The following is a 19796-nucleotide window of genomic DNA, read 5'->3' as shown; positions in this document are numbered from 1 at the left end:
GCATGGAGCATTCCCGCCACCGGGCGCGCGGCTACCTGTTGGTCCTGCCTGCCCTGCTGTTGCTGACGTTGGTCTTCATCGTGCCATTGGCGATCCTCGGGATGAACAGCCTGCACGAGTATCAAGGGATGGGACGGATAGGTGGCGCCTGGAACCTGGCCAACTACCAGGATCTGTACGCCGATGATTATTTTCTGCGGCTATTCCTGAGAACCCTTCTGCTGGCGCTCAGCGTGGTCGCCCTGTGCGTCGTCCTGGGTTACCCGCTGGCGTACTTCCTGGCCCGCACCCGGTCGGCCTGGCGCGCCACCGTGACCTTTGCCTGCGTGGCCCCGCTGATGATCAGCGCCGTCATACGCAACCTTGGCTGGTTTCCCATCCTGGCGGAGCGCGGCCTGGTCAACGAAATATTGAATGCGCTGGGCGTGACCGCGCAACCGCTGACGCTGCTGCACAACTTCACGGGCGTCCTTATCGCCCTGGCCCATGCGCTCCTGCCCTTCATGATTCTGTCGCTCAAGACAGTCATCGAACGCATTCCGCCCGAACTGGAGGAGGCGGCGCGCAGCCTGGGCGCCGCGCCCTTCCTTGCCGTCCTGCGCGTCGTGCTGCCCATGAGCCGGCCCGGCCTGGCGGCCGGCTCGGTGCTGGTATTCACGGCCGCCCTGGGTTCCTTTGTCACCCCCGCCATGGCGGGCGGCGGCAAGGTCCAGGTCGTGGCCACCTACATCGGCCAGCAGTTTCGCGCGCTGCTGAACTATCCGGCTGGCGCCACCGCCGCCCTGCTGCTGTTGGTATTGACGTGGGCGATCATCAAGGCTGCAAGGCGGATCGACAGCCGGACCGACCGGAGCAGCGATGACTAAGCTCGCCCTATGGATCTACCGGCTCTACCTGACGGCAGTGCTTGTCTTCCTGCTGCTGCCGGTAGGCATGATCATCCTGAATTCGTTCAGCAGCGCCGGCGTGCTGCAATTTCCGCCGCCCGGATTCTCGCTGCGCTGGTACGAGAACCTGCCCCTGGACTACGTGTATGCCCTGCGTAACAGCATCGCGGTCGGGGCGATCACCACCGCCATCGCGACCCTGGCCGGGGTTCCCGCCGCCATCGGCCTGCAGCGGCTGCGCCTGCCCGGTATCCACCATTTGCGCGCCGTCTTCCTGGCGCCGCTGATGGTGCCCACGCTGGTGATCGCCGTGGCCGCTCTGCAGTTTTCCGCCAAATTGTGGGATTGGGCAGGCCTAGGCCTTGGCGGCTCACTGGCGGGCATCGCACTGGCCCAGTCGGCGTTCACTACCCCGCTGGTCGTTCGCGCGGTGCTTGCCGCCCAGGCGCACCTGGATCCCAGCCTGGAAGAAGCCGCGCGCAGCCTGGGCGCCACGCCCCTGCAAGCCTTTTTCCGCGCCAGTCTTCCGGCGCTGCTGCCCGGCATCGCGGCCGGCGCTTTCTTCGCCTTCGTCATCTCGCTGGATGACGTGGTGGTGGCGTTGTTCGTGGGCAGCGGCTCGTCACAGACCCTGCCCGTGAAGATCTATTCCGCCGTCGAGTTCAATTTCGACGGCGGCCTTTTGGCGATCAGCACCGTCATCATCGCCCTGTCCCTGGGGCTGGCTTTGCTTTTCGAGCGCTATGTCGGCCTGTCGCGCATCGCCGCGGTCACGCGCGCCTGAACCTTTTTCCCACCGCAACTGAACTGATAGAGCAGTCCGATGAAAATACTCTCTTCCTTGATCCTGACCCTCGGCCTGGCCGTCGCCGTGCCGGCAAGCCACGCACAATCGACGCCGGCGTCCCCGAAGCCGGCCACCCTGCGCGTCGCTAGCGCGGGTGGCGCCTTCACCCAACTGCACCAGAAATACGCCGCCGCGCTGTTCACGCAACGCACGGGCATCAAGGTGGAGTTCATCGACGCCAACGCCAGCGATCACCTGGCCAAGCTGATCGCAGCCAAGGGGCGCGACGTGCCGTATGACGTGGTGTACCTGGACAAGGACGTGCAGGAAGGCGCGATCGACACCGGTGTGCTGCAGAAACTGGATCCCGCCAAGATCCCCAACTTGAAGCACATCGTCGGACCGGCCCTGGACAAGGATGGCTATGGCCCGGAACTCCACGTCATTTCCATCGGCATCGCCTATAACGCCGCCAAGTTCAAGGCCGCCGGCATCGCGCCGCCCACATCCTGGAACGACCTGTGGAATCCGCAACTGGCCGGCAAGGTGTCCGTCCCGGAACTGACCCACCTGGCCGGCCGGGCGCTGCTGTTGCAGGCATCGCGGCTGGAAGGCGGTAACGAAGCGACGCCGGAGAAAGGTATCGCGCGCATCGCCAAGATCAAGGCGCACGACTACTACAACTCCACCGTGCAAGTGGAGAACCTGTTCCAGTCCGGTGAAATCTGGGCAGCGCCCATGTCCAGCGGGCGCGCATGGGGCGTGAGCACGCGCTATCCCGACCTGCAGTTCGTCGATCCCAAGGAAGGCGGCGTCGCCGCCCCGTACACCATCGACATCGTGAAGGGAACGAAGTATCCCGACGCCGCGGCGGCTTATATCGACACGGTGCTGGCTCCCCTGCCCCAGCTTGGGCAGGCCACGGAACTGTTCTTCTCGCCGACCAACGACCTGATCATCCCCCTCGTCGCCAAGGATCCTCAAATCGCGCCCAAGCTTTCCGACATCAACAAGCTGATCCAACCCGACTGGCGCCTGTTCATGAAGCACTACGACAAGGCGGTGGCGCTGTGGAATCGCCAGGTCGCGCGGTGACAGGGAAGCCCCCAAGCCCCGTCCGCGTCCGGCTGGAAGGCGTCAGCCATCGCTACGGCGAACGGCTTGTGCTCGATGACATCACCCTGGAAGCACGGCCGGGCGAGATACTGTCCCTGCTCGGCGCCAGCGGCGGCGGCAAGACCACCTGCCTGCGCCTGATCGCCGGCTTCCTGCGGGGCGACACCGGCAGCGTGCGCTTCGACGACCAGGACGTGCGCGCCCTGCCGGTACACAAGCGCGACGTCGGGGTGGTCTTCCAGAGCTACGCACTCTTCCCGCATCTCGATGTCGCCCGCAACATCGCATTCGGCCTACGCTATCGGCGCCTTCAAAAAGCCGACATCGCTGCCCGCGTGAAGCAGGCGTTGGCGCTGGTGCGACTGGAGGGGATGGAAAGCCGCATGCCCGCGCAATTGTCCGGCGGCCAGCGCCAACGGGTGGCTTTGGCGCGCGCCATCGCCATCGGACCCAAAGTGCTGTTGCTGGACGAGCCCCTGGCCGCCCTGGATGCGAACCTGCGCGCGGAGCTGCAGAAAGAGATCCGGCGGGTCCAGCGGGAATCGGGCATCACCACGATCATCGTGACGCATGACCAGAACGAGGCCATGGCGGTATCCGACCGCATCGCGATCCTGCATAACGGCAGGGTCGCCCAGTACGGCACGCCGCAGGACCTGTATCAACGGCCCGCGAACGCGCACATCGCGCGTTTTCTCGGTGTCGCGAACCTGCTGGACGTCGAGGTGCAAGAGGTATCGACCGCTGGCGCTTGCGTGGTGCGTAGCGGTGGTGCCGGCCCGACGTGGCACGCGTCGGCCCTCCCGGGAAGCGAATTCAAGGTCGGCGAGCGGGCGACACTCGCGTTCCGCGAAAACACGGTTTCCAACGACGTTTCCACATCCGGGAATCGCCTGGATATCGAGGTCCAGGACGTCGTCTACAGCGGCGGAAGCTGGAGCATCAGCGGCGTTAGCGCGGGTGGCCCGACCGTCCGGTTCGAACTTCCAGGAACGCAGCCGCCGCCCGCCTTGGGCCAGCGCCATCAGGTCTGCTGGCGCGCGTCGGACTGCCTTCTGCTGCCTGGCACTGACGCTTGAACTTGCACTAGGTAGAACGCGCGACATGCGGTGGCCGCCAAGCTGAACGGCAGCTGAGGCCACCGTTTTCAGCTATTTGCAGATGAATTATTTAACGTTGGTCCCCACGGAGCCACCACGTATTCTCTGGTAGAACGAACGTTCTTTCTACCGACCATGCACACCGCATCTTCACCTGATCCCGCCTTACCCACCCGCGATCGCATCATCGCGGCTGCGCGTTCGTCATCGCGGTGACGAGAGTCCGCGGCGAGGCCACGCAATGACGCAGCTTGCCCTGGGTGTCGTCGCCCTCATCATCGCCCTGATCTACGGCTGGGGCATCTCGCAAATTCCCGTGCTTCAGTTCGGCGACCCGCTGGGGCCGCGCCTGTTCCCGGAAGTGCTTACCGTCGCCTTGATCGTCATCGGCATCGCCCTGATCGTGCAGGGGCGCGGCCGTGCCGCCTTGCGCGCTGACTGGGTCCGCTTCTATCGCTACGTGCGCGGCCAGGACTTTCGCGTGCTGCTGACCGTATCGATCTGGACCGGACTCTACTTCCTGTTCTTCGAAACCCTGGGCTATGCCCTGGCCACCGCGGCCTTCCTGCTGGGCCTGATCCTGCGCTTCCATCGTGGCAACCGTTACGTCGGCGCGGCCGTCGCCATCCTTTTCGCCGGCGGCAGCTATCTGCTGTTCGCCGGCCTGTTTGGCGTTCCCCTGCCCGCCGGCCTTCTTCCGTTCTGATCGCGGCAAACCCATGAATAATTTTGAGCACATGCTGCACGGCTTCGCCGCGGCCGTCGAACCGCGCAATCTGCTGTTCGTGCTGATCGGCAGCATCCTGGGCACCGTGGTGGGCGTGCTTCCCGGCCTGGGCCCCGCGGCGGGCATCGCCTTGTTGCTGCCGCTGACCTTCGGCATGGATCCCACCAGCGCGCTCATCATGGTCGCCGGCATGTACTACGGGGCCATGTACGGCGGATCGACGACCTCCATCCTGATCAACACGCCGGGCGAATCGGCATCGGTGATGACCACCCTGGACGGCTACCAGATGGCCAAGAACGGTCGCGCCGGCGCGGCACTGGCCGTCTCCGCCATCGGGTCCTTCATCGCGGGCACGTTCAGCGTGGTGGCGCTGAGCGTGCTGGCCGTGCCGCTGGCGCGCTTCGGCCTGAAGTTCGGTCCGGTCGAATACTTCAGCCTGATGTTGTTCTCCATGTCGGCGGTGTCCAGCCTGACCGGCACGTCGCTGGCCAAGGGCCTGCTGTCCATGGTGCTCGGCTTGATGATCGCCACGGTAGGCATAGACCTGCAAAGCGGTTCGCCCCGCTTCACCGGCGCCGTGCCGGAACTGCAGGACGGCATCAGCTTCCTGGCGGTGGCGGTAGGCATGTTCGCCATCTCCGAAGTCTTCATCACCTTCGAGGAACATTGCCGCGGCATGGCGCCCGTGATGCGCATCCGCGGCAGGCTGTGGTTGACGCGAGAGGAATGGTCGCGCTCGGTCTTCCCAATCGTGCGCGGCACGTTGATCGGCTTCGTCAAGGGCATTCTTCCCGGCCCGGGCGCCACCATCGCCACCATCCTGTCCTACGGTCTGGAACGCGGCATCCACAAGGACAAGCACAAGTTCGGCACCGGCATGATCGAAGGCGTGGCGGGCCCCGAAGCCGCCAATAACGCCGCGGCCGGCGGCTCGATGGTTCCCCTGCTGACCCTGGGCCTGCCCAGCAATGGCACCACGGCCGTGCTGCTGGGCGCTTTCGTCATGTACGGCCTGCAACCCGGCCCGCTGATGATGACGCGCAATCCGGAAGTTGTCTGGGGTCTGATCGACAGCATGTATCTGGGCAACGTGATGCTGTTCGTGCTCAATCTGCCGCTGGTCTTCATCTTCGTGCGGCTGCTCTATATCCCTACGGGCATCCTGCTGCCCTTGATCCTGGCCATCGCGACCATAGGCGTCTATTCGATCGATGGCAGCACGCTGGACCTTGGCCTGATCCTGGGCTTCGGCCTGGTCGGCTACGCCTTCCGCAAGCTGGATGTGCCGCTGGCGCCCATGGTGCTGGCCGTGGTGCTGGGCAAGAGCCTGGAGCAGTCGTTCCGGCAATCGATGACGCTATCCAGCGGCGACCCCGCCATCTTTCTATCCAGCGGCCTGTCGGTGACCTTCCTGATCCTGGCCGCGCTGATGTTCGTCCTGCCTTACGCCTGGAAGCACCGGGCCCGCCTGGCCGCCCTGCTCCAGGGCCGGTCCGCGCCCGTCGCCCAGACCCTGCCCTCCTCCCCATCACCACAGACCTCCACCGATGAATCCTGATCCGATCTCCCTGTCACGCCGCCGCACCCTTCTGGCCGCCTCGGCCGGCCTGGGATGGGCGGCGTTGCCGGCCCTGTCCCGCGCCCAAGCCTCCGCCGGTGCCTGGTTGCCCACCCGCCCCGTGGAGGTGGTCGTGGGCGTCGGCCCCGGCGGCGCGCAGGATCGCACCGCACGCGACATCGAGCGCTTCCTGAAGCAAGGCGGCTATGCGCCGGCCGGCAGCGTGGTGTCCAACCGTCCCGGCGGCGGCCACGCCGTCGCCATGGCCTACACGCTCAAGCACGCCAGGGAAGCCAATGTGCTCCAGGTCATCGGCGGCGTCGTGCTGTCTAACAACATCCTGGGCCGCAGTCCGATTTCGTATTCGCAGTTCACGCCCATCTCCATCCTGTTCGATGAACTGATGGTCTTCGCGGTCAGCAGCAAATCGTCGATAAAGACCGCGGCCGATCTGGTCAACAGGCTGAAGCAGGATCCGGCTTCGGTGTCCTTCTCCATCTCGTCCGGCATAGGCACAACCAACCACGTCAGCGTGCTGCTGCTGGCCAAGCAATTGGGCCTGGACGTGAAGAAGATCAAGGCCGTCAGCTTCAACGCATCCACCGAAGGCGTGACGGCCACCATAGGCGGTCACGTGGACGTGGCCGTCACCACCCCTTTCGCGCTGAACCCTTTCGTCGAATCAGGCGACCTGCGCTACCTCGCCGTCGCCAGCGCCGAACGGGCCGGCGGCGCCCTGGCGCAAGTGCCGACGTGGCGCGAATTGGGCTATGACATCGTGGTGCCCGCCTGGCGAGGCGTGCTGGCGCCGCCCGGGCTGACAGCGGCCCAGATCGCGTACTGGGACAAGGCCTTCGCGGCCATTACCGCCACCCCTGAATGGAAAGCGATGCTGGACGCCGAACTGCTGGTGCCCCATCGCCTGGACAGTGCCCAGACCGGCGCCTACCTGCAAAGCGAGGACAAGCGCTTTCGCGATTTGCTTGGCGGCTTTACCCGTTGAACCGCCACGCCCACCGACGCTACCCCTGAACCCGGACGACCATGAGCACTCTTCCCATTTCGCTGGCCTTCGCCCGCAACATCCTGGCCTTCTCCCGCCGTCAATTGCCCGAAGCCGCCTTCGCGCGCGCCCGGTCCGCCATCATCGACACGCTAGGCGTCACCTTGGCAGGCAGCCGCCATGAGGGCAGCGCCATCCTGCGATCGGTGATCGAGCCCACCGCGGCGCTGGGCAAGTCGCGTGTGCTGGGCACCGATCTGAAGCTCAACAGCCTGGATGCCGCGCTGCTCAACGGGCAGGCCGCCCACATGCTGGATTACGACGATTCCAACTCCTATCTGCACGGGCATCCCTCGGTCGCCATTTTGCCGGCCGCGCTGGCCGTCGCCGACGAGCGCGGGATTGAGGGCCCGGCCCTGCTCCAGGCCTACATCACCGGCTTCGAGACCGTGGCCCGCCTGGGCAGCGCCGTGGGACGGCGCCAATACACGCACGGCTGGCATCCGACCACCACCATCGGCATCTTCGGCGCCGTGGCGGCCGCTGGTGTGCTGCTGGAGCTGGACGAGGCGCAACTCGCCACGGCCCTGGGTATCGCGGCGTCTTTCGCCGCCGGGATCAAGTCCAACTTCGGCAGCATGACCAAGCCGTTGATCGTCGGCCACGCCAACCGCAATGCCCTGCTGGCCGCATTGCTGGCGAAGAACGGCCATACCGCCGGCGCGCAGGCATTCGAGCATCCGCAAGGCTATTTCGCCGTGTTCAACGGCGGACCCGAAACGGTTGCGCCCCAGTTCCTCACGGAAGACTGGACCGCCGAACCGCGCATCCTGGACCGCGAGAAAGGCGTCAAGCAGAAGCGCTACCCCTGCTGCTTCGCGCTGGCGCCGCTGCTCGACGGCGTATTGGCGCTGCGGGCGGAACATGGCTTACGTCCGGACGATATCGCCAGCGTGGCGATCGGCGTCCACGCCATCCGCTTCCCGCACATCAACGTGCCGCAGCCCGTGGATCCGCTGGCCGGCAAGTTCTCGACCAGCTACACCGTGGCACGCGCGCTGGTCGAGGGCGCCATCACGATGGAGGACTTCGAGGATCAGGGCCGCTTCACCGATGCCAGGACGCGCGCCTTGATGCCCAAGGTGAGCCTGTCCATCTACGGGCACCACAACCCGAGCGGCGCCACCGTCGTCATCCAGACTCTCGCCGGTCGCGTTCACGAGCGCTATGTGGAAGCAGCGGTCGGCACCACCCATGACCTGCCGCTCACCGCCGACGCATTGAAGCGCAAGTTCCTGGACTGCGCGGAACGTGCGCTGACACCAGCTGCCGCCCAGGCTTTGCTGCAACGCCTAGAACAGGATCAGTACGCCTGACATGACCCAAGCACCTATCAACGAACGCGGCGAGGCGCTGGGCCGCTATATCGCGGACAGCCAACAGCAGCGCCACCCGGACGAGGTCCTGCACGAGGCCCGCCGCGCGCTGGTCGACTACCTGGGCCTGGCCCTGGTGGCCGCTCACGATCCGGTGGTCGTTCCGCTGCGAGGCACCGTGCGCCGCTGGCAGGCGCGCGGCAAGGCCCGTGTGGTTCTTGGCGGCACCACCACGCCCGCCTTGGCGGCCCTGGTCAATGGCACCGCGGTGCATGCCATGGACTACGACGACGTCCATTATCTTGGCGCGGGACACCCCGGGGCGCCCTGCTGGTCGACGGCCCTGGCCGTCGGCCAGGAGCACGAGCAGGACGAGCAACGCGTCCTGGCGGCTTTCGTCACCGGCGTGGAGATCATGGCCAGGCTGGGCGGTGGCTTCGTGCCGGGTGTCGGACGCAGTCTGCAACGCAAGGGCTTTCATCCCACGTCGGTGGTCGGACGCATGGGCGCCGCGGCCGTGGCCGCCAGCTTGTATGGCCTCGACGCCGCACGCTCGCTGCACGCCCTCAGCAATGCGGCGACTACGGCCGGGGGGCTGGTGGCGTCCTTCGGCACGCATGGCAAGCCCTTTCATGCCGGCAAGGCGGCGATGGACGGGATCCTCGCGGCCGACCTGGCGGCGGAAGGCTATATCGGGGCGAACCACGCGTTCGAACTGCAGGGAGGCTGGCTGGATGCCTTCATCCAGGACCGTCAGGTGGAAGTTCCGCCCCTGGATTTCGCTGACCATTACGAGCTGCTGCGCAATGGCTACAAACTCTTCGCGAGCTGCCGCGCGACGCACGCATCCGCCCAGACCGCACAGGCCCTGGTCGAAGCGCTGGCGGGGCGCGAGGTAAAGCGCGTGCAGGTGAAGGTGCATCCCGGCGCCCTGGTGACGGCCGGCAAGACCGCGCCCGCGACAGGACTGGAAGCCAAGTTCAGCGTGGCCTGCTGCGTGGCGATGGCCTTGAGCGGCTACCGCCTGGCATGGACCGACTTCGTCGACGCAACCTTGGCGGATGCCCGCGTCCAGGCGCTGCTGCCGCGCATCGAGATCGTGCCCGTCGCGGGCCAGTCGCCCGCGTCGGCTCATGTGAAGGTGGAACTGGCCGACGACGACGTCTTACAGGCGAGTACCAGCGTCATCCTGGGGCATCCCGACAACCCGGTATCCGACGCGGGGCTGACGGAAAAATTCCGCGCCTTGGCGGAACCGGTAATCGGAGTGACGGCGGCCGCCGCGCTGCTCGATGCGGCGTGGCGTTTCGGCGCAACCGGCACGCTGGCCCGCATCGATACGCTGCTCAAAGGCGAGGAATAGCGGGGCAAGACGTCGTCGCCACGGTATTTTTTTATCCAGAAAAAGTATTAAGCCACGCGGATCCCGACCCCTACACTTTGCGGCTCACACGGTGCTATCCCCCCATCCTCCAAGCCCGGACCCAACATGACTGCTATCGCTACGACCACCTTCAAAGCACGCCGTAACGCCCTCGGGAAAATCGGCTCCCTGGCTATGTTCGGCGCCGGCGCCAGCTTGCTGGCCGCGCCCGCCATCGTGCGCGCGGTCGGCGACAAGACGACCTTCAAGTATCCCCTGAACCCGTCCTTCGACCTGATCTATCTTGCCGAGGACCTGGGCTATTTCGAAGGCACTACGACCCGGCCGGAGTACATCGGCCGTGTGTCCTCGCCGCAGATCATTCCGCTGACCAGCATCGGCGAAATCGACTTCGGCTCCCGCATGGTGCCGCTGGTGATCTCCGCCGTGGCGGCGGGCGGCGACATCAAGGTGGTCGCCGCGGGCGGCAAGACGCTGCAGGAAGCGCCGCATATGAAGTACTTCGTGCGCAAGGATAGCGGCATCAGCAAGCCCAAAGATCTGGAAGGCAAGACCATAGGCTTCAACAGCTTCGGCGCCTGCGCGGAGTTCGTCACCAAGACCTGGATGCGGCAGAACGGCGTGGACGTCAACAAGGTCAACTTCGTGGTCATCCCGGATGACAACGCCGAGCAGACCCTGGTCACCGGCAACACCGACCTGGCCATCATCCACGCGCCCTTCTCGGGCCGCGCCGACAAGTCGCCTCAGTTGACCCGCCTGTGGAGCGACTACGACCTGGACGGCGGCCTGGGCGGGATGTCCCCATACAGCGCCCACGGCAAGTTCATCAAGGAACATCCCCAGGCCGTGCGCGACGTGGTTACCGCCATCGCCAAGGCCGGCAACTGGGTCAACGCGAATCCCGAGGAAGCCCGCAAGCTGATCTCCAAGCGCACCAACCTGAAGCTGGAGTTCGTGGACCGCTATGCCTATGTGGAAGACCTGGTCGTCACCGAGCCCCCCATCCAGTACTACATCGATGTGCTGGAGCGCGAAGGCAAGCTGCAAAAGGGCAAGGTCACGACCAAGGACATCTACACCAACGAATTCAACCCCAACGCCAAGGCGGTTTGACCCCATGACGGAGAAGATCTCCACGCGGGGTTTGGGCAAGGAGTACGCCGCGCGTGACGAGAACGGCAAACGCAGCACCATCAGCGTGCTGCACGACTTCGACCTGGACGTACGAGAGGGCGAATTCATTTCCATTCTGGGCCCGTCAGGCTGCGGGAAGTCGACCTTCCTGAGCATCCTGGCGGGATTGACCGAGCGCAGCGCGGGCAGCATCGCTATCAACAGGCAGGAGCTCAAGGGCATCAATCCCAACCAGGGTGTGGTGTTCCAGGGCTATGCCTTGTTCCCCTGGCAGACCGTGTTGGGGAATATCGAATTCGGCCTGGAGATACGCGGGGTGCCCAAGCGGGAGCGCCGTCGTATCGCGCAGGAATACCTTCAGCTGGTGGGCCTGGACGGCTTCGGCAACCGCTATCCGCACGAGATTTCAGGCGGCATGAAGCAGCGCGTGGCCATCGCACGGTCGCTCGCCTACAAGCCCGACGTGCTGCTGATGGATGAACCCTTCGCCGCCCTCGACGCGCAGACCCGCGAGATTCTGCAGTACGAATTGCTGCGCATCTGGGAGCAGCACAAGAAGACCATCGTGTTCATCACGCATAGCCTGGACGAGGCCATCTTCCTGTCCGACCGCATCGCGGTGATGACCAAGCGGCCTGGCACCATCAAGGAAATCATCGACGTGCCTTTGCCTCGTCCACGCAATCCGGAACTGCGCAATACCGAGGCCTTCGTCCGCCTGCGCCAGCGTGCCTGGGACATCCTCAAGGACGAGGTGCAGTTTCTCAATCCCGCCGCCACCCCACGGCCATTGGGCGCCACCGCCAATCCCGCCGAACGCGGCAGCGCGGCGCAGACCGCGGAGGCTACGCCATGAGCCGCCACGGCGCGCGCGGCCGTCTGCGCGACCACGGGCTGGGTCTGGTGGGTATCGTCGGATTTCTGATCTTGTGGGAGCTTTTGCCACGCCTGCACGTGGTGAGCGAAGCCTATCTGAGCCCGCCGTCCCAGGTGCTGCAGGCGATCGAGCAGTTGTTCGCGCAAGGCCAGCTGTTCAAGCACATCTGGGCCAGCTTGCAACGTTCCCTCTGGGGGCTGCTGCTTGCCATCGGGCTGGGCGTCCTGCTGGGCCTGCTGATGGGACGCCTGCCCCGGCTGGCCCGGGTACTGGGGCCCATCCTTCAGCTGTTCCGGCAGACGTCGGCGCTGGCCTTGTTCCCGGTATTCATCCTGTTCTTCGGCATCGGGGAATCGTCGAAGGTGGCCATTATCTTCTGGGCCTCGTTCTGGCCGGTGCTGCTGAACACGATCAGCGGCGTCACGCAGGTGGATCCCTTGTTGATCAATTCCGCTCGCTCGATGGGCGCGTCCAATGCCTTCGTGTTCCGCAAGGTGATATTGCCGGCCGCGGCGCCGTCGATCTTCACGGGCATCAGGCTGGCGGGCACCTATTGCATCACCGCGCTGGTGGCGGCCGAGATGATAGGCGCGCACTCCGGCCTGGGGTTCCTGACCCTGAACTCGCAGGAAGTCTTCCAGATTCCGTCCATGTACGCGGGCATCCTGCTGCTGGCCTTGCTGGGATTGCTGCTGAACTTCGTGTTGTCGCTGATCGAGCGCTGGAGCCTGCGTTGGCGCCAGAGCCTGGCGTCATAGGAGCAGACCAGCCATGGCGTCGTCTTCCTTACGCCTGCGCGCAAGCATCGCCGGCCTGGTCGTGGCCGGCGTGACGGCGGGCGTGCTGACCCTGTCGTCCGCGGCGGGGGATGACGCCTTGAACCGCGCGCGGCTTTGGGTCGAAGGCGTGGCTGGCGCGCCTGATTGGAAAGCCCTGCCCCGCGGGCCGCTGCTTCAGCAAGCGAGTCAACGTGGCGAGTTGGTGGTGGCCGTGCGCGCCTATCCGCGCCCGGCGCCGCCTGGTGTCCCCGCGCCGGCCGAGCCCGATGATTATGACGCCGCCTTGGCGCGTTATGTGGCCGGCACGCTTGGCGTGCCGCTGCGTATCGTCAACCTGCCCGCGCCCGGTCAGCAGACCGGCGGCCTATCCGGCAAGCTGGCGCCGCCTGCCCTGCCCGTGGCCGACCTCATCATTGGTGGCACCCGGTATGGCATTCCCTTGGGGAACGCCGTCGCTTCATTGCCATCCGATCAGGTCGTGTCGACCGCCTACATCACTGGCCGCGCCGAACTGATCGCGCTGCGTGCGGCCTTACCCGACAAGGCGGCCGGCCACAGCGTGTGCCTGCAACAAGGCAGCCCCTACGCCGCCAGCCTGGCGGGCGAGCAAGGTGCCAAGCCGCTGGTGTACGCGTCCAGCGTGCATGCTGCGTATGCCTTCATGAGCGGCGACTGCGACATCCTGGCCGAGGACAATGAAGTCCTGAAACGCCTGCTGGCCCGCGAGGACTGGCGTTTCTACAAGCCGGTTCCTGTCGATGTGCGCGCCGAGCAAGGCGCGCAGATCGTCCTCAGCCGCCCCGATGGCGAGTCGGCGCGCTACCTGGACAAGGTGGTGCGGCAGTGGCTGGCCAGCGGCGCGCAGCAGGAAGCCCGCCAGGCGCGCGCCGGTGAAGTGAGTTTCGAAGTGGCGACGTTGAAGGACGGGTTGATCTGCCATAGTTGATCAGCGGATCAGCTCGATCACATGCGTTTGCGCGGAAGGCGTGTCAACGCCGCACGCTTCATGGATTTTGCTGGGAAATGGCGTAGCGGCCGTGTGCCGCGGGTGCATCTGATCGTGCAATCAAGACTGCGCAGCGGTCCCGGGCCGCGACCGCTCCCTGAGCATGCGCTTGAGCCACCGACAGAACGCCCGAGATACCTCGATATGCCGGCTGCGCGGACTGACATAGGCGGTGTACGTGGCCCCCGACCCTACCATCTCGTCGTCGGCAAGCATGAGGATGCCGTTATCGAGTTGGTCCTGGATAACGATGCGCGGAGCGACCAGCAATCCCGTGCCGCCACTCGCTGCGGCGACCGCCAGGAACAAGTGATCGTAGACCGCTGACACGTGCAAGGCGTCGACCGGAATCGCCTTGGCGACGGCCCACGTAGGAATGGCGTCGGGCCGGGAGCGCGAGGCGATCAGTGGCCAGCCATCGAGCGGCCGGCTGGCATGCTTCTTCACCATGGCGGGAGATCCCGCACAGACCAGCTCCTCCCTGATCAACTCCCAACTTTCGGTGCCCGGCAAGGAAAGGTCGCGCGTGATCAGCACGTCGAATTCCTCCTGTGGCTGGGGCGGCGACAGCGACGTTATCAGATCCACTTCCACGCCATGGTGCGCCATGAAATCCCCCAGCACGGGGATGACCACCGTCATGGCGAAACTCGGCATCGACGTCCTTACCGTCAGCCTGTCATGCGTATGCCGCCCCTGCGCCAGCTGGATGGTGGCCAGCTCTATCGTCGACATGGCGTCACGCACCGCCTCGTAGAACTGCGACCCGTACGGCGTCAGCGTTACCTGCGGCCCCTTACGCGTAAACAGCGGCTGCGCCGCCAGCGACTCCAGCGTCGCGACATGCCGGCTAACCGCGCTCTGCGTAATCCCCAGTGCGGCGGCTGCCCGCGTGAAGCTGCCGTAGCGGCCGATCGCCGTGAATACCCGGATCGCAACCAACGGCAGGCCCGCTTTCTTATTCATGATTAAAACTCATCCTATTCACGCATATGAGTGATGACCGGCACCGCCGCCCCCTGGTCGCAAGCCAAGGCGGCGCGTAGATTAAACGCTTCGCTTAAATCAACAAGGGGAACACAATGCTGACGAAGCGCGCCGCTGTATGCGGATTAATCATACTCGGGTCTGTTTACGCAAGCACCGCAAAGGCGGCCGCGTCCCAGGTCGTTCTTTATTCGTCCAACGACGTCCAGACGGTAAGCACGGTCGTCGACCAGTTCGAAAAGCAGAATCCCGACATCAAGGTAGCCGTCGTCCGCGCGGGTACCGGCGCGCTCATGCAGCGGATCAAGGCGGAAAGCGCCAACCCCCTGGGAGACATTTTCTGGTCGGGCGGGCTGTCGACGATAGGCGCTTTCCAGGATCAGTTCCAACCCTACCGCTCGTCGCAGGCGCAAGCGGTGGACGCCCAATACCGTGGCCCCAACGACCTTTGGCTGGGCACGAATACCCACGTCAGTGTATTGATGGCCAATGTCAGGCAGGCGCCGGGCGGCATTGCGCCCGCCCGCTGGCGGGATCTGGCCGACGCCAAATGGAAAGGCAAGATCGTTATTCCCGACCCCCAGTTCAGCAGTGCCTCGTATGTAGCGCTGTATGGCATGCGCAAATTGCTCGGCGAGGCCACTTACACCCAGATCGTACGCAACGCGGTGATCGTGGGAACGACCTCGGCCGCCTATCAAGGCGTCGCCAACGGCGAGTTCGCCGCGGCGGTAACGATGGAGTACGCGGCCTACCAGTACGTCGCGGGCGGCCTCAAGGAGATCAAGGTCGTCTATCCGGAAGAAGGCACTTTCCTGTCGCCGGAGGGCATGGCCTTGATCAAGGGCGGCAAGCGTCCGGCAGAAGCGCAACGGCTTTATGACTTCCTGGCGTCGCAGTCGACCCAGGCGACGATTTTCGAGCGCGCCTATCGCCGGCCCCTGCGAGCAGACGTCGACGTCACGAAGCTGTCCAGCCTGCCCGCCCTGTCCGATATCAAGGTGATCCCGCTCGACGACGTCCGGATGGAAGCGGATCGTGGGGACTTCCTTACCCAGTGGCGTCAGCTCGTTTCGTCCAACTGAGCAGGCCGCACAGGAGCAACACGACGATGAAGGTTTCATTTGAACGTATAGACCAGAGCTATGGCGGCCACGCGCTATTCCAGGGCCTCGATCTGTCCATCCCCTCAGGCGAGTTCTTTACTTTGCTGGGGCCGTCGGGCTGCGGCAAGACAACCTTGCTGCGCATGCTCGCGGGCTTTGTCCGGCCGGACAAGGGCCGAGTGCTGTTCGGTGCCCGGGACGTGACCACCGTCCCCGTGCATCGCCGTAGCGTGGGCATCGTTTTCCAGGACTATGCCCTGTTCCCCGACCGCTCTATTCTTGCCAACGTGTCCTATGGCCTGCTGGCCCGGCGCATCCCCAGGAAAGAGGCCGACGAGCGCTCGGCTGCCTTGCTCACGCGCGTGGGCCTGGGTGCCTTGCTCGAACGCGCACCATCGGCGCTGTCGGGCGGGCAGCGCCAGCGGGTCGCGATGGCCAGAGCACTCGTCATCAAACCGGAACTGCTGCTGCTGGACGAACCGCTGTCGGCACTGGACGTCAAGCTACGCATCGAACTGCGCGAGATGGTCAGGGCTTTGCAGCGGGAGGCCGGCATCACGACGGTATTCGTCACGCACGACCAGGAGGAAGCCTTGGCCTTGTCGGACCGCATCGCCGTACTGGATCGCGGCCGCATCGTCCAGATCGGAACGCCGCAGGAAATCTACAGTCATCCGCGGGCCGCGTTCGTGGCGGACTTCGTCGGCGGCGCCAACCTGATCCCGATCCTGCGGGAACTGCCTTCCGCCGAAGCCGGCGTCCGCCGCCTGGAAACCGCCGGAGGCACCTTGCTCACGACCAGTGACCGGCCCTACACACAAGGCGCCCTGCTCGCGGTTCGTGGCGCGGAGATCGCCATGGAAGCGAACCGGGACGCCCGGGACGGCGAGCTGACCGGCGCGCTGTCACATGTCGAATACCGGGGCAGCACCACCGGCTACACCGTCCAGACCAGCCTGGGGCCGATCAAGGTGGATGCCTGGGAACCGCACCGTCAAGCGCCGCGATCGACCGGCGAAACGGTACTCCTGAAGATACCGCGGACAGCGCATATCGTGGAGGGACGACCGTGTTAGGCACCCTGCGTAGAGATCCAGTCTGGTTGGGCCTGGCCGTCCTTTCCCTGCTATCGCTTGGATTCTTCCTGCTATGGCCGCTGGGGACGATGCTGGGCAAGTCCGTGACGAGTCCGGGGCTTACCATCGACTTCAGCGGATATATCCGGTTCTTTTCCGAACGATCGTATCGGCAATCTTTCGTCAATACCCTGGTGCTGGGCGGCGCGGTCACCCTGTGCTCGGTGCTGCTGGGCGGCGGGCTGGCCGTGGCGGTTGCCCGCTGCCGCTTTCCGTTGGCGGGGCTGGTCGCCCTCCTTCCATTGGTCACGCTGGTCATTCCTGATGTCGTGGTCGCCGCGTCCTGGGTGCTGGTGCTTGGCAAGCAAGGCCTGGTCAACACGTTGCTGCGGCCGCTGGGCGCCGAACTGCCATCACTCTATTCCTGGTGGGGGCTGGTCCTGGTCATGACCTTGAACAATTATGTATATGCGTTCGTCGCCATCTTCGTCGGCTTGCGATCGATGGACCGCAATCTGGAGGAAGCAGCGCTCAGCCTGGGCAGGCCGATCGGCCGTGTCGTGTGCGGCATCACGTTGCCCATGCTGCTGCCCTCCATATTCGCGGGCGCGATGATCGTGTTTACCCACGTCATCGGCAGCTTCGGCGTTCCCGCCATCATCGGCGCACGCACGCCGGTGCTCGCGGTCAAGGCATATCACGAGTTCGTCAATGAAATGGGCGGCAGCGCACAGATGCAGACCACCATGGCGTCCATCCTGGTCGGCCTGGGGGTCGCGGCACTGCTGGTGCAGAAGCTGCTCGTCGAGCGCCGGCAATACCAGATGGAATCGGGCCGCCCTCCTGTCGCCGTGACGTTGACAGGGTGGCGTGCCGGGATGGCAACAACGAGTGTGCTGGTCGTCATGGCGCTATCGCTCTCGCCGGCAGTGGTCGTTGTCGTCACCGCCTTTACGCCCGCCATCGGACCCGTTCTCAACTATGGCGGATTCACCCTGGAACACTTCGCGCACGCCGCGCTGCGCAGCCCGGATCCGCTATATCACTCACTGTTCCTGGCGACTGTCGCGACGTGTGCGGGCTCGTTGTTCGCCATCGTTGCCGCTTATCTCATCGTCAAGCGTCGGTCGGGCCTGACCCATGCACTCGATGTCTTCGTCACGCTGCCTCTGACCATTGCGGGCACGGTACTGGGCATCGCGCTGATCAATACCTTCGGTAACGGCTGGCTGGTCCTGACGGGAAGTTGGACCATCATGGCACTGGCGTATTTCCTGCGGCGGGTGCCGACCAGTGTGCGCGCGGCAATCGGCCCCCTGCACAACCTCAAGGACTCGTTGGAAGAGGCGTCCATGAGCCTGGGCGTCAGCCCCATCCGCAGCTTCTTCAAAGTGGTGCTTCCGACGATATGGCCGGCCGTGGCGGCGGCCGCCGTGCTGATGTGGGTGACGACCTTATCCGAACTGTCCGCATCGATCGTCCTGTATTTCGGCGGCATGAGCACCATGCCGATCGAGATTTTCCAGCAAGTGGACAGCGACCGGCTGGCGCTCGCATGCGCCTACAGCGTGCTGCTGCTTCTGACCATCTTTGTGCCGCTGGCGCTTGCCAGATGGAAACTACGCCTCAAGGTAGGAGGAATCGAATGAACACCAATACCCATGCAGAGCCGGACCGCAGCTTGCTTGCGCACCGCGTCCTCGGCGCCAAGCCTTCAGCGACCAAGGAGATGACCCGCCTCGCCAACGAGCTAAAACGAGAAGGCCGCGACGTCATCGCGTTGAGTCAGGGCGAGCCCGACTTTCCCACTCCCGCCCATATTCGGGAGGCCGCAAAAGCGGCGATCGACCGCAACGAGTCGCGTTACACGGAGGTCGCCGGCACGCTGGCCTTGCGCGAGGCGGTGGCGCGGAAGTTCGAACGTGACAACGGCCTGTCCTATCACCCCGACCAGATCCAGGTGGGCTGCGGCGCCAAGCAGCTGCTGTACAACGCCTTGCAGGCAACCATCAATGAAGGCGATGAGGTGGTGATCCCCACGCCGGCGTGGGTTTCGTACCCCGAGATGGTCCTGCTGGCGGGCGGCAAGCCGGTCATCGTACGTTGCGGCGCTGCCTCCGGATTCAAGCTCACGCCCGGGCAGCTGGATGCGGCCATTACGCCCCGCACGAAATGGTTGATGCTCAACTCGCCTTCCAATCCCAGCGGGGCTGTGTACACGCGGGACGAGCTGCTGGCCTTGGCGGATGTCCTGCTGCGGCATCCGCACGTTTGGGTGATGGCCGACGACATTTACGAGAAGATCCGCTATGACGAGGCGCCCTTTGCCACCCCCGCGGCGGTCGCGCCTGCGTTGGCGGAGCGGACCCTGACGGTCAATGGCGTATCGAAAGCCTATGCCATGACGGGATGGCGGGTAGGGTTCGCGGGCGGCCCCCTGGCGTTGATCAAGGCAATGAATCTGGTGCAGTCGCAATCGACCTCCCACACCAGTTCGATTAGCCAAGCGGCGTCCGTCGCGGCATTGGACGGACCCATGGATTTTCTGGGAGACTTTGTCGAAAGCTTCCGCCGGCGCCGGGATGGTGTGGTCGGGGCGCTGCGTAATATTGAAGGCTTGACCTGCGACACGCCGCCCGGCGCGTTCTATGCTTTCCCTGGATGCCAGGGCTTGCTGGGCCGGCGCGATCAAGGGGGCACGTTGATCGCGTCGGACGTGGATCTGGCGATGTATCTCCTCCGTAGCGCTGGCGTGGCGGTGGTGCCGGGTACGTCGTTCGAATTGCCCGGTCATTTTCGAATCTCTTATGCGGCTTCGGACGAAGAGCTGCGCGTCGCCCTGGCCCGCATTGCAGCGGCCTGCGCCGCGCTGCGTTGAAGCCGCCGA

18 protein-coding genes are annotated in these 19796 nt (G+C 65.0%); 17 read left to right on the top strand and 1 reads right to left on the bottom strand.

What is annotated here, in order from left to right; genetic code table 11:
• The first annotated feature begins 2 nt into the window (after positions 1–2).
• The 13 genes from ASB57_RS04180 (at position 3) to ASB57_RS04120 (ending at position 13680) form a co-directional block, all read left to right on the top strand.
• Positions 3–866, top strand: coding sequence for an ABC transporter permease (locus ASB57_RS04180; protein ID WP_057650817.1), 864 nt, complete (start codon positions 3–5; stop codon positions 864–866).
• Entirely contained in the window at positions 859–1671 is an 813-nt protein-coding gene (locus ASB57_RS04175; protein WP_057650816.1) for an ABC transporter permease, read from the top strand. Before ASB57_RS04180 ends, ASB57_RS04175 begins: the two co-directional genes overlap by 8 nt.
• 39 nt (positions 1672–1710) lie before the next feature.
• Entirely contained in the window at positions 1711–2769 is a 1059-nt protein-coding gene (locus ASB57_RS04170; protein WP_082621362.1) for an extracellular solute-binding protein, read from the top strand.
• The gene (locus ASB57_RS04165; protein ID WP_197424946.1) at positions 2745–3869 is read left to right on the top strand and encodes an ABC transporter ATP-binding protein; all 1125 of its coding nucleotides are present in this window, start codon (positions 2745–2747) and stop codon (positions 3867–3869) included. The genes ASB57_RS04170 and ASB57_RS04165 overlap by 25 nt, the downstream gene beginning before the upstream one ends.
• 262 nt (positions 3870–4131) lie before the next feature.
• Positions 4132–4596, top strand: coding sequence for a tripartite tricarboxylate transporter TctB family protein (locus tag ASB57_RS04160; protein WP_057650812.1), 465 nt, complete (start codon positions 4132–4134; stop codon positions 4594–4596).
• Between the two features lie 13 nt (positions 4597–4609).
• Entirely contained in the window at positions 4610–6178 is a 1569-nt protein-coding gene (locus ASB57_RS04155) for a tripartite tricarboxylate transporter permease (protein WP_082621360.1), read from the top strand.
• Positions 6168–7181, top strand: a complete 1014-nt coding sequence (locus ASB57_RS04150) for a tripartite tricarboxylate transporter substrate binding protein (RefSeq protein ID WP_057650810.1) — start codon at positions 6168–6170, stop codon at positions 7179–7181. The genes ASB57_RS04155 and ASB57_RS04150 overlap by 11 nt, the downstream gene beginning before the upstream one ends.
• Before the next feature lie 41 nt (positions 7182–7222).
• Positions 7223–8557, top strand: coding sequence for an MmgE/PrpD family protein (locus ASB57_RS04145; RefSeq protein WP_057650808.1), 1335 nt, complete (start codon positions 7223–7225; stop codon positions 8555–8557).
• A gap of 1 nt (position 8558) precedes the next feature.
• On the top strand, positions 8559–9920 hold the full coding sequence (locus ASB57_RS04140; protein WP_057650805.1) for an MmgE/PrpD family protein: 1362 nt from the start codon (positions 8559–8561) through the stop codon (positions 9918–9920).
• Positions 9921–10046: 126 nt separating this feature from the next.
• Positions 10047–11057, top strand: coding sequence for an ABC transporter substrate-binding protein (locus ASB57_RS04135; protein ID WP_082621359.1), 1011 nt, complete (start codon positions 10047–10049; stop codon positions 11055–11057).
• 4 nt (positions 11058–11061) lie between these two features.
• Entirely contained in the window at positions 11062–11934 is an 873-nt protein-coding gene (locus ASB57_RS04130; RefSeq protein WP_057650801.1) for an ABC transporter ATP-binding protein, read from the top strand.
• The gene (locus ASB57_RS04125; protein WP_057650799.1) at positions 11931–12713 is read left to right on the top strand and encodes an ABC transporter permease; all 783 of its coding nucleotides are present in this window, start codon (positions 11931–11933) and stop codon (positions 12711–12713) included. Before ASB57_RS04130 ends, ASB57_RS04125 begins: the two co-directional genes overlap by 4 nt.
• A gap of 13 nt (positions 12714–12726) precedes the next feature.
• Positions 12727–13680, top strand: a complete 954-nt coding sequence (locus tag ASB57_RS04120; RefSeq protein ID WP_057650797.1) for an ABC transporter substrate-binding protein — start codon at positions 12727–12729, stop codon at positions 13678–13680.
• 120 nt (positions 13681–13800) lie between these two features.
• Here the strand turns inward: ASB57_RS04120 and ASB57_RS04115 are convergent, their stop codons facing one another.
• A complete protein-coding gene (locus ASB57_RS04115; RefSeq protein WP_057650795.1) occupies positions 13801–14706 on the bottom strand; it encodes a LysR family transcriptional regulator in 906 nt (301 codons plus the stop codon).
• Positions 14707–14822: 116 nt separating this feature from the next.
• On the opposite strand from ASB57_RS04115, the gene ASB57_RS04110 reads away from it, so the two are divergent.
• From ASB57_RS04110 to ASB57_RS04095, 4 genes are read left to right on the top strand one after another with little or no spacing between them, the layout of a single operon-like run.
• Entirely contained in the window at positions 14823–15812 is a 990-nt protein-coding gene (locus ASB57_RS04110) for an extracellular solute-binding protein (RefSeq protein ID WP_057650794.1), read from the top strand.
• 26 nt (positions 15813–15838) lie between these two features.
• Positions 15839–16909 carry an ABC transporter ATP-binding protein gene (locus tag ASB57_RS04105; protein ID WP_057650792.1) on the top strand — a complete coding sequence of 357 codons (1071 nt, stop codon included), beginning with the start codon at positions 15839–15841 and terminating at the stop codon, positions 16907–16909.
• Positions 16903–18558, top strand: coding sequence for an iron ABC transporter permease (locus ASB57_RS04100; protein ID WP_057650790.1), 1656 nt, complete (start codon positions 16903–16905; stop codon positions 18556–18558). The genes ASB57_RS04105 and ASB57_RS04100 overlap by 7 nt, the downstream gene beginning before the upstream one ends.
• Positions 18555–19787 carry a pyridoxal phosphate-dependent aminotransferase gene (locus tag ASB57_RS04095; protein WP_057650788.1) on the top strand — a complete coding sequence of 411 codons (1233 nt, stop codon included), beginning with the start codon at positions 18555–18557 and terminating at the stop codon, positions 19785–19787. Before ASB57_RS04100 ends, ASB57_RS04095 begins: the two co-directional genes overlap by 4 nt.
• Positions 19788–19796 lie beyond the last annotated feature (9 nt).

This window comes from Bordetella sp. N, from assembly GCF_001433395.1.
Classification (GTDB): domain Bacteria; phylum Pseudomonadota; class Gammaproteobacteria; order Burkholderiales; family Burkholderiaceae_B; genus Bordetella_C.
This window is presented reverse-complemented; position numbering and strand designations above follow the sequence as displayed.

Excerpts from the sequence above, each read along its gene's own strand:
- ASB57_RS04140 (WP_057650805.1), top strand. The coding sequence starts at position 8,559 with ATGACCCAAGCACCTATCAACGAACGCGGCGAGGCGCTGGGCCGCTAT.
- ASB57_RS04105 (WP_057650792.1), top strand. The coding sequence starts at position 15,839 with ATGAAGGTTTCATTTGAACGTATAGACCAGAGCTATGGCGGCCACGCG.
- ASB57_RS04150 (WP_057650810.1), top strand. The coding sequence starts at position 6,168 with ATGAATCCTGATCCGATCTCCCTGTCACGCCGCCGCACCCTTCTGGCC.
- ASB57_RS04115 (WP_057650795.1), bottom strand. The coding sequence starts at position 14,706 with ATGAATAAGAAAGCGGGCCTGCCGTTGGTTGCGATCCGGGTATTCACG.
- ASB57_RS04170 (WP_082621362.1), top strand. The coding sequence starts at position 1,711 with ATGAAAATACTCTCTTCCTTGATCCTGACCCTCGGCCTGGCCGTCGCC.
- ASB57_RS04120 (WP_057650797.1), top strand. The coding sequence starts at position 12,727 with ATGGCGTCGTCTTCCTTACGCCTGCGCGCAAGCATCGCCGGCCTGGTC.
- ASB57_RS04175 (WP_057650816.1), top strand. The coding sequence starts at position 859 with ATGACTAAGCTCGCCCTATGGATCTACCGGCTCTACCTGACGGCAGTG.
- ASB57_RS04095 (WP_057650788.1), top strand. The coding sequence starts at position 18,555 with ATGAACACCAATACCCATGCAGAGCCGGACCGCAGCTTGCTTGCGCAC.
- ASB57_RS04160 (WP_057650812.1), top strand. The coding sequence starts at position 4,132 with ATGACGCAGCTTGCCCTGGGTGTCGTCGCCCTCATCATCGCCCTGATC.
- ASB57_RS04125 (WP_057650799.1), top strand. The coding sequence starts at position 11,931 with ATGAGCCGCCACGGCGCGCGCGGCCGTCTGCGCGACCACGGGCTGGGT.
- ASB57_RS04110 (WP_057650794.1), top strand. The coding sequence starts at position 14,823 with ATGCTGACGAAGCGCGCCGCTGTATGCGGATTAATCATACTCGGGTCT.
- ASB57_RS04145 (WP_057650808.1), top strand. The coding sequence starts at position 7,223 with ATGAGCACTCTTCCCATTTCGCTGGCCTTCGCCCGCAACATCCTGGCC.
- ASB57_RS04155 (WP_082621360.1), top strand. The coding sequence starts at position 4,610 with ATGAATAATTTTGAGCACATGCTGCACGGCTTCGCCGCGGCCGTCGAA.
- ASB57_RS04135 (WP_082621359.1), top strand. The coding sequence starts at position 10,047 with ATGACTGCTATCGCTACGACCACCTTCAAAGCACGCCGTAACGCCCTC.
- ASB57_RS04130 (WP_057650801.1), top strand. The coding sequence starts at position 11,062 with ATGACGGAGAAGATCTCCACGCGGGGTTTGGGCAAGGAGTACGCCGCG.
- ASB57_RS04180 (WP_057650817.1), top strand. The coding sequence starts at position 3 with ATGGAGCATTCCCGCCACCGGGCGCGCGGCTACCTGTTGGTCCTGCCT.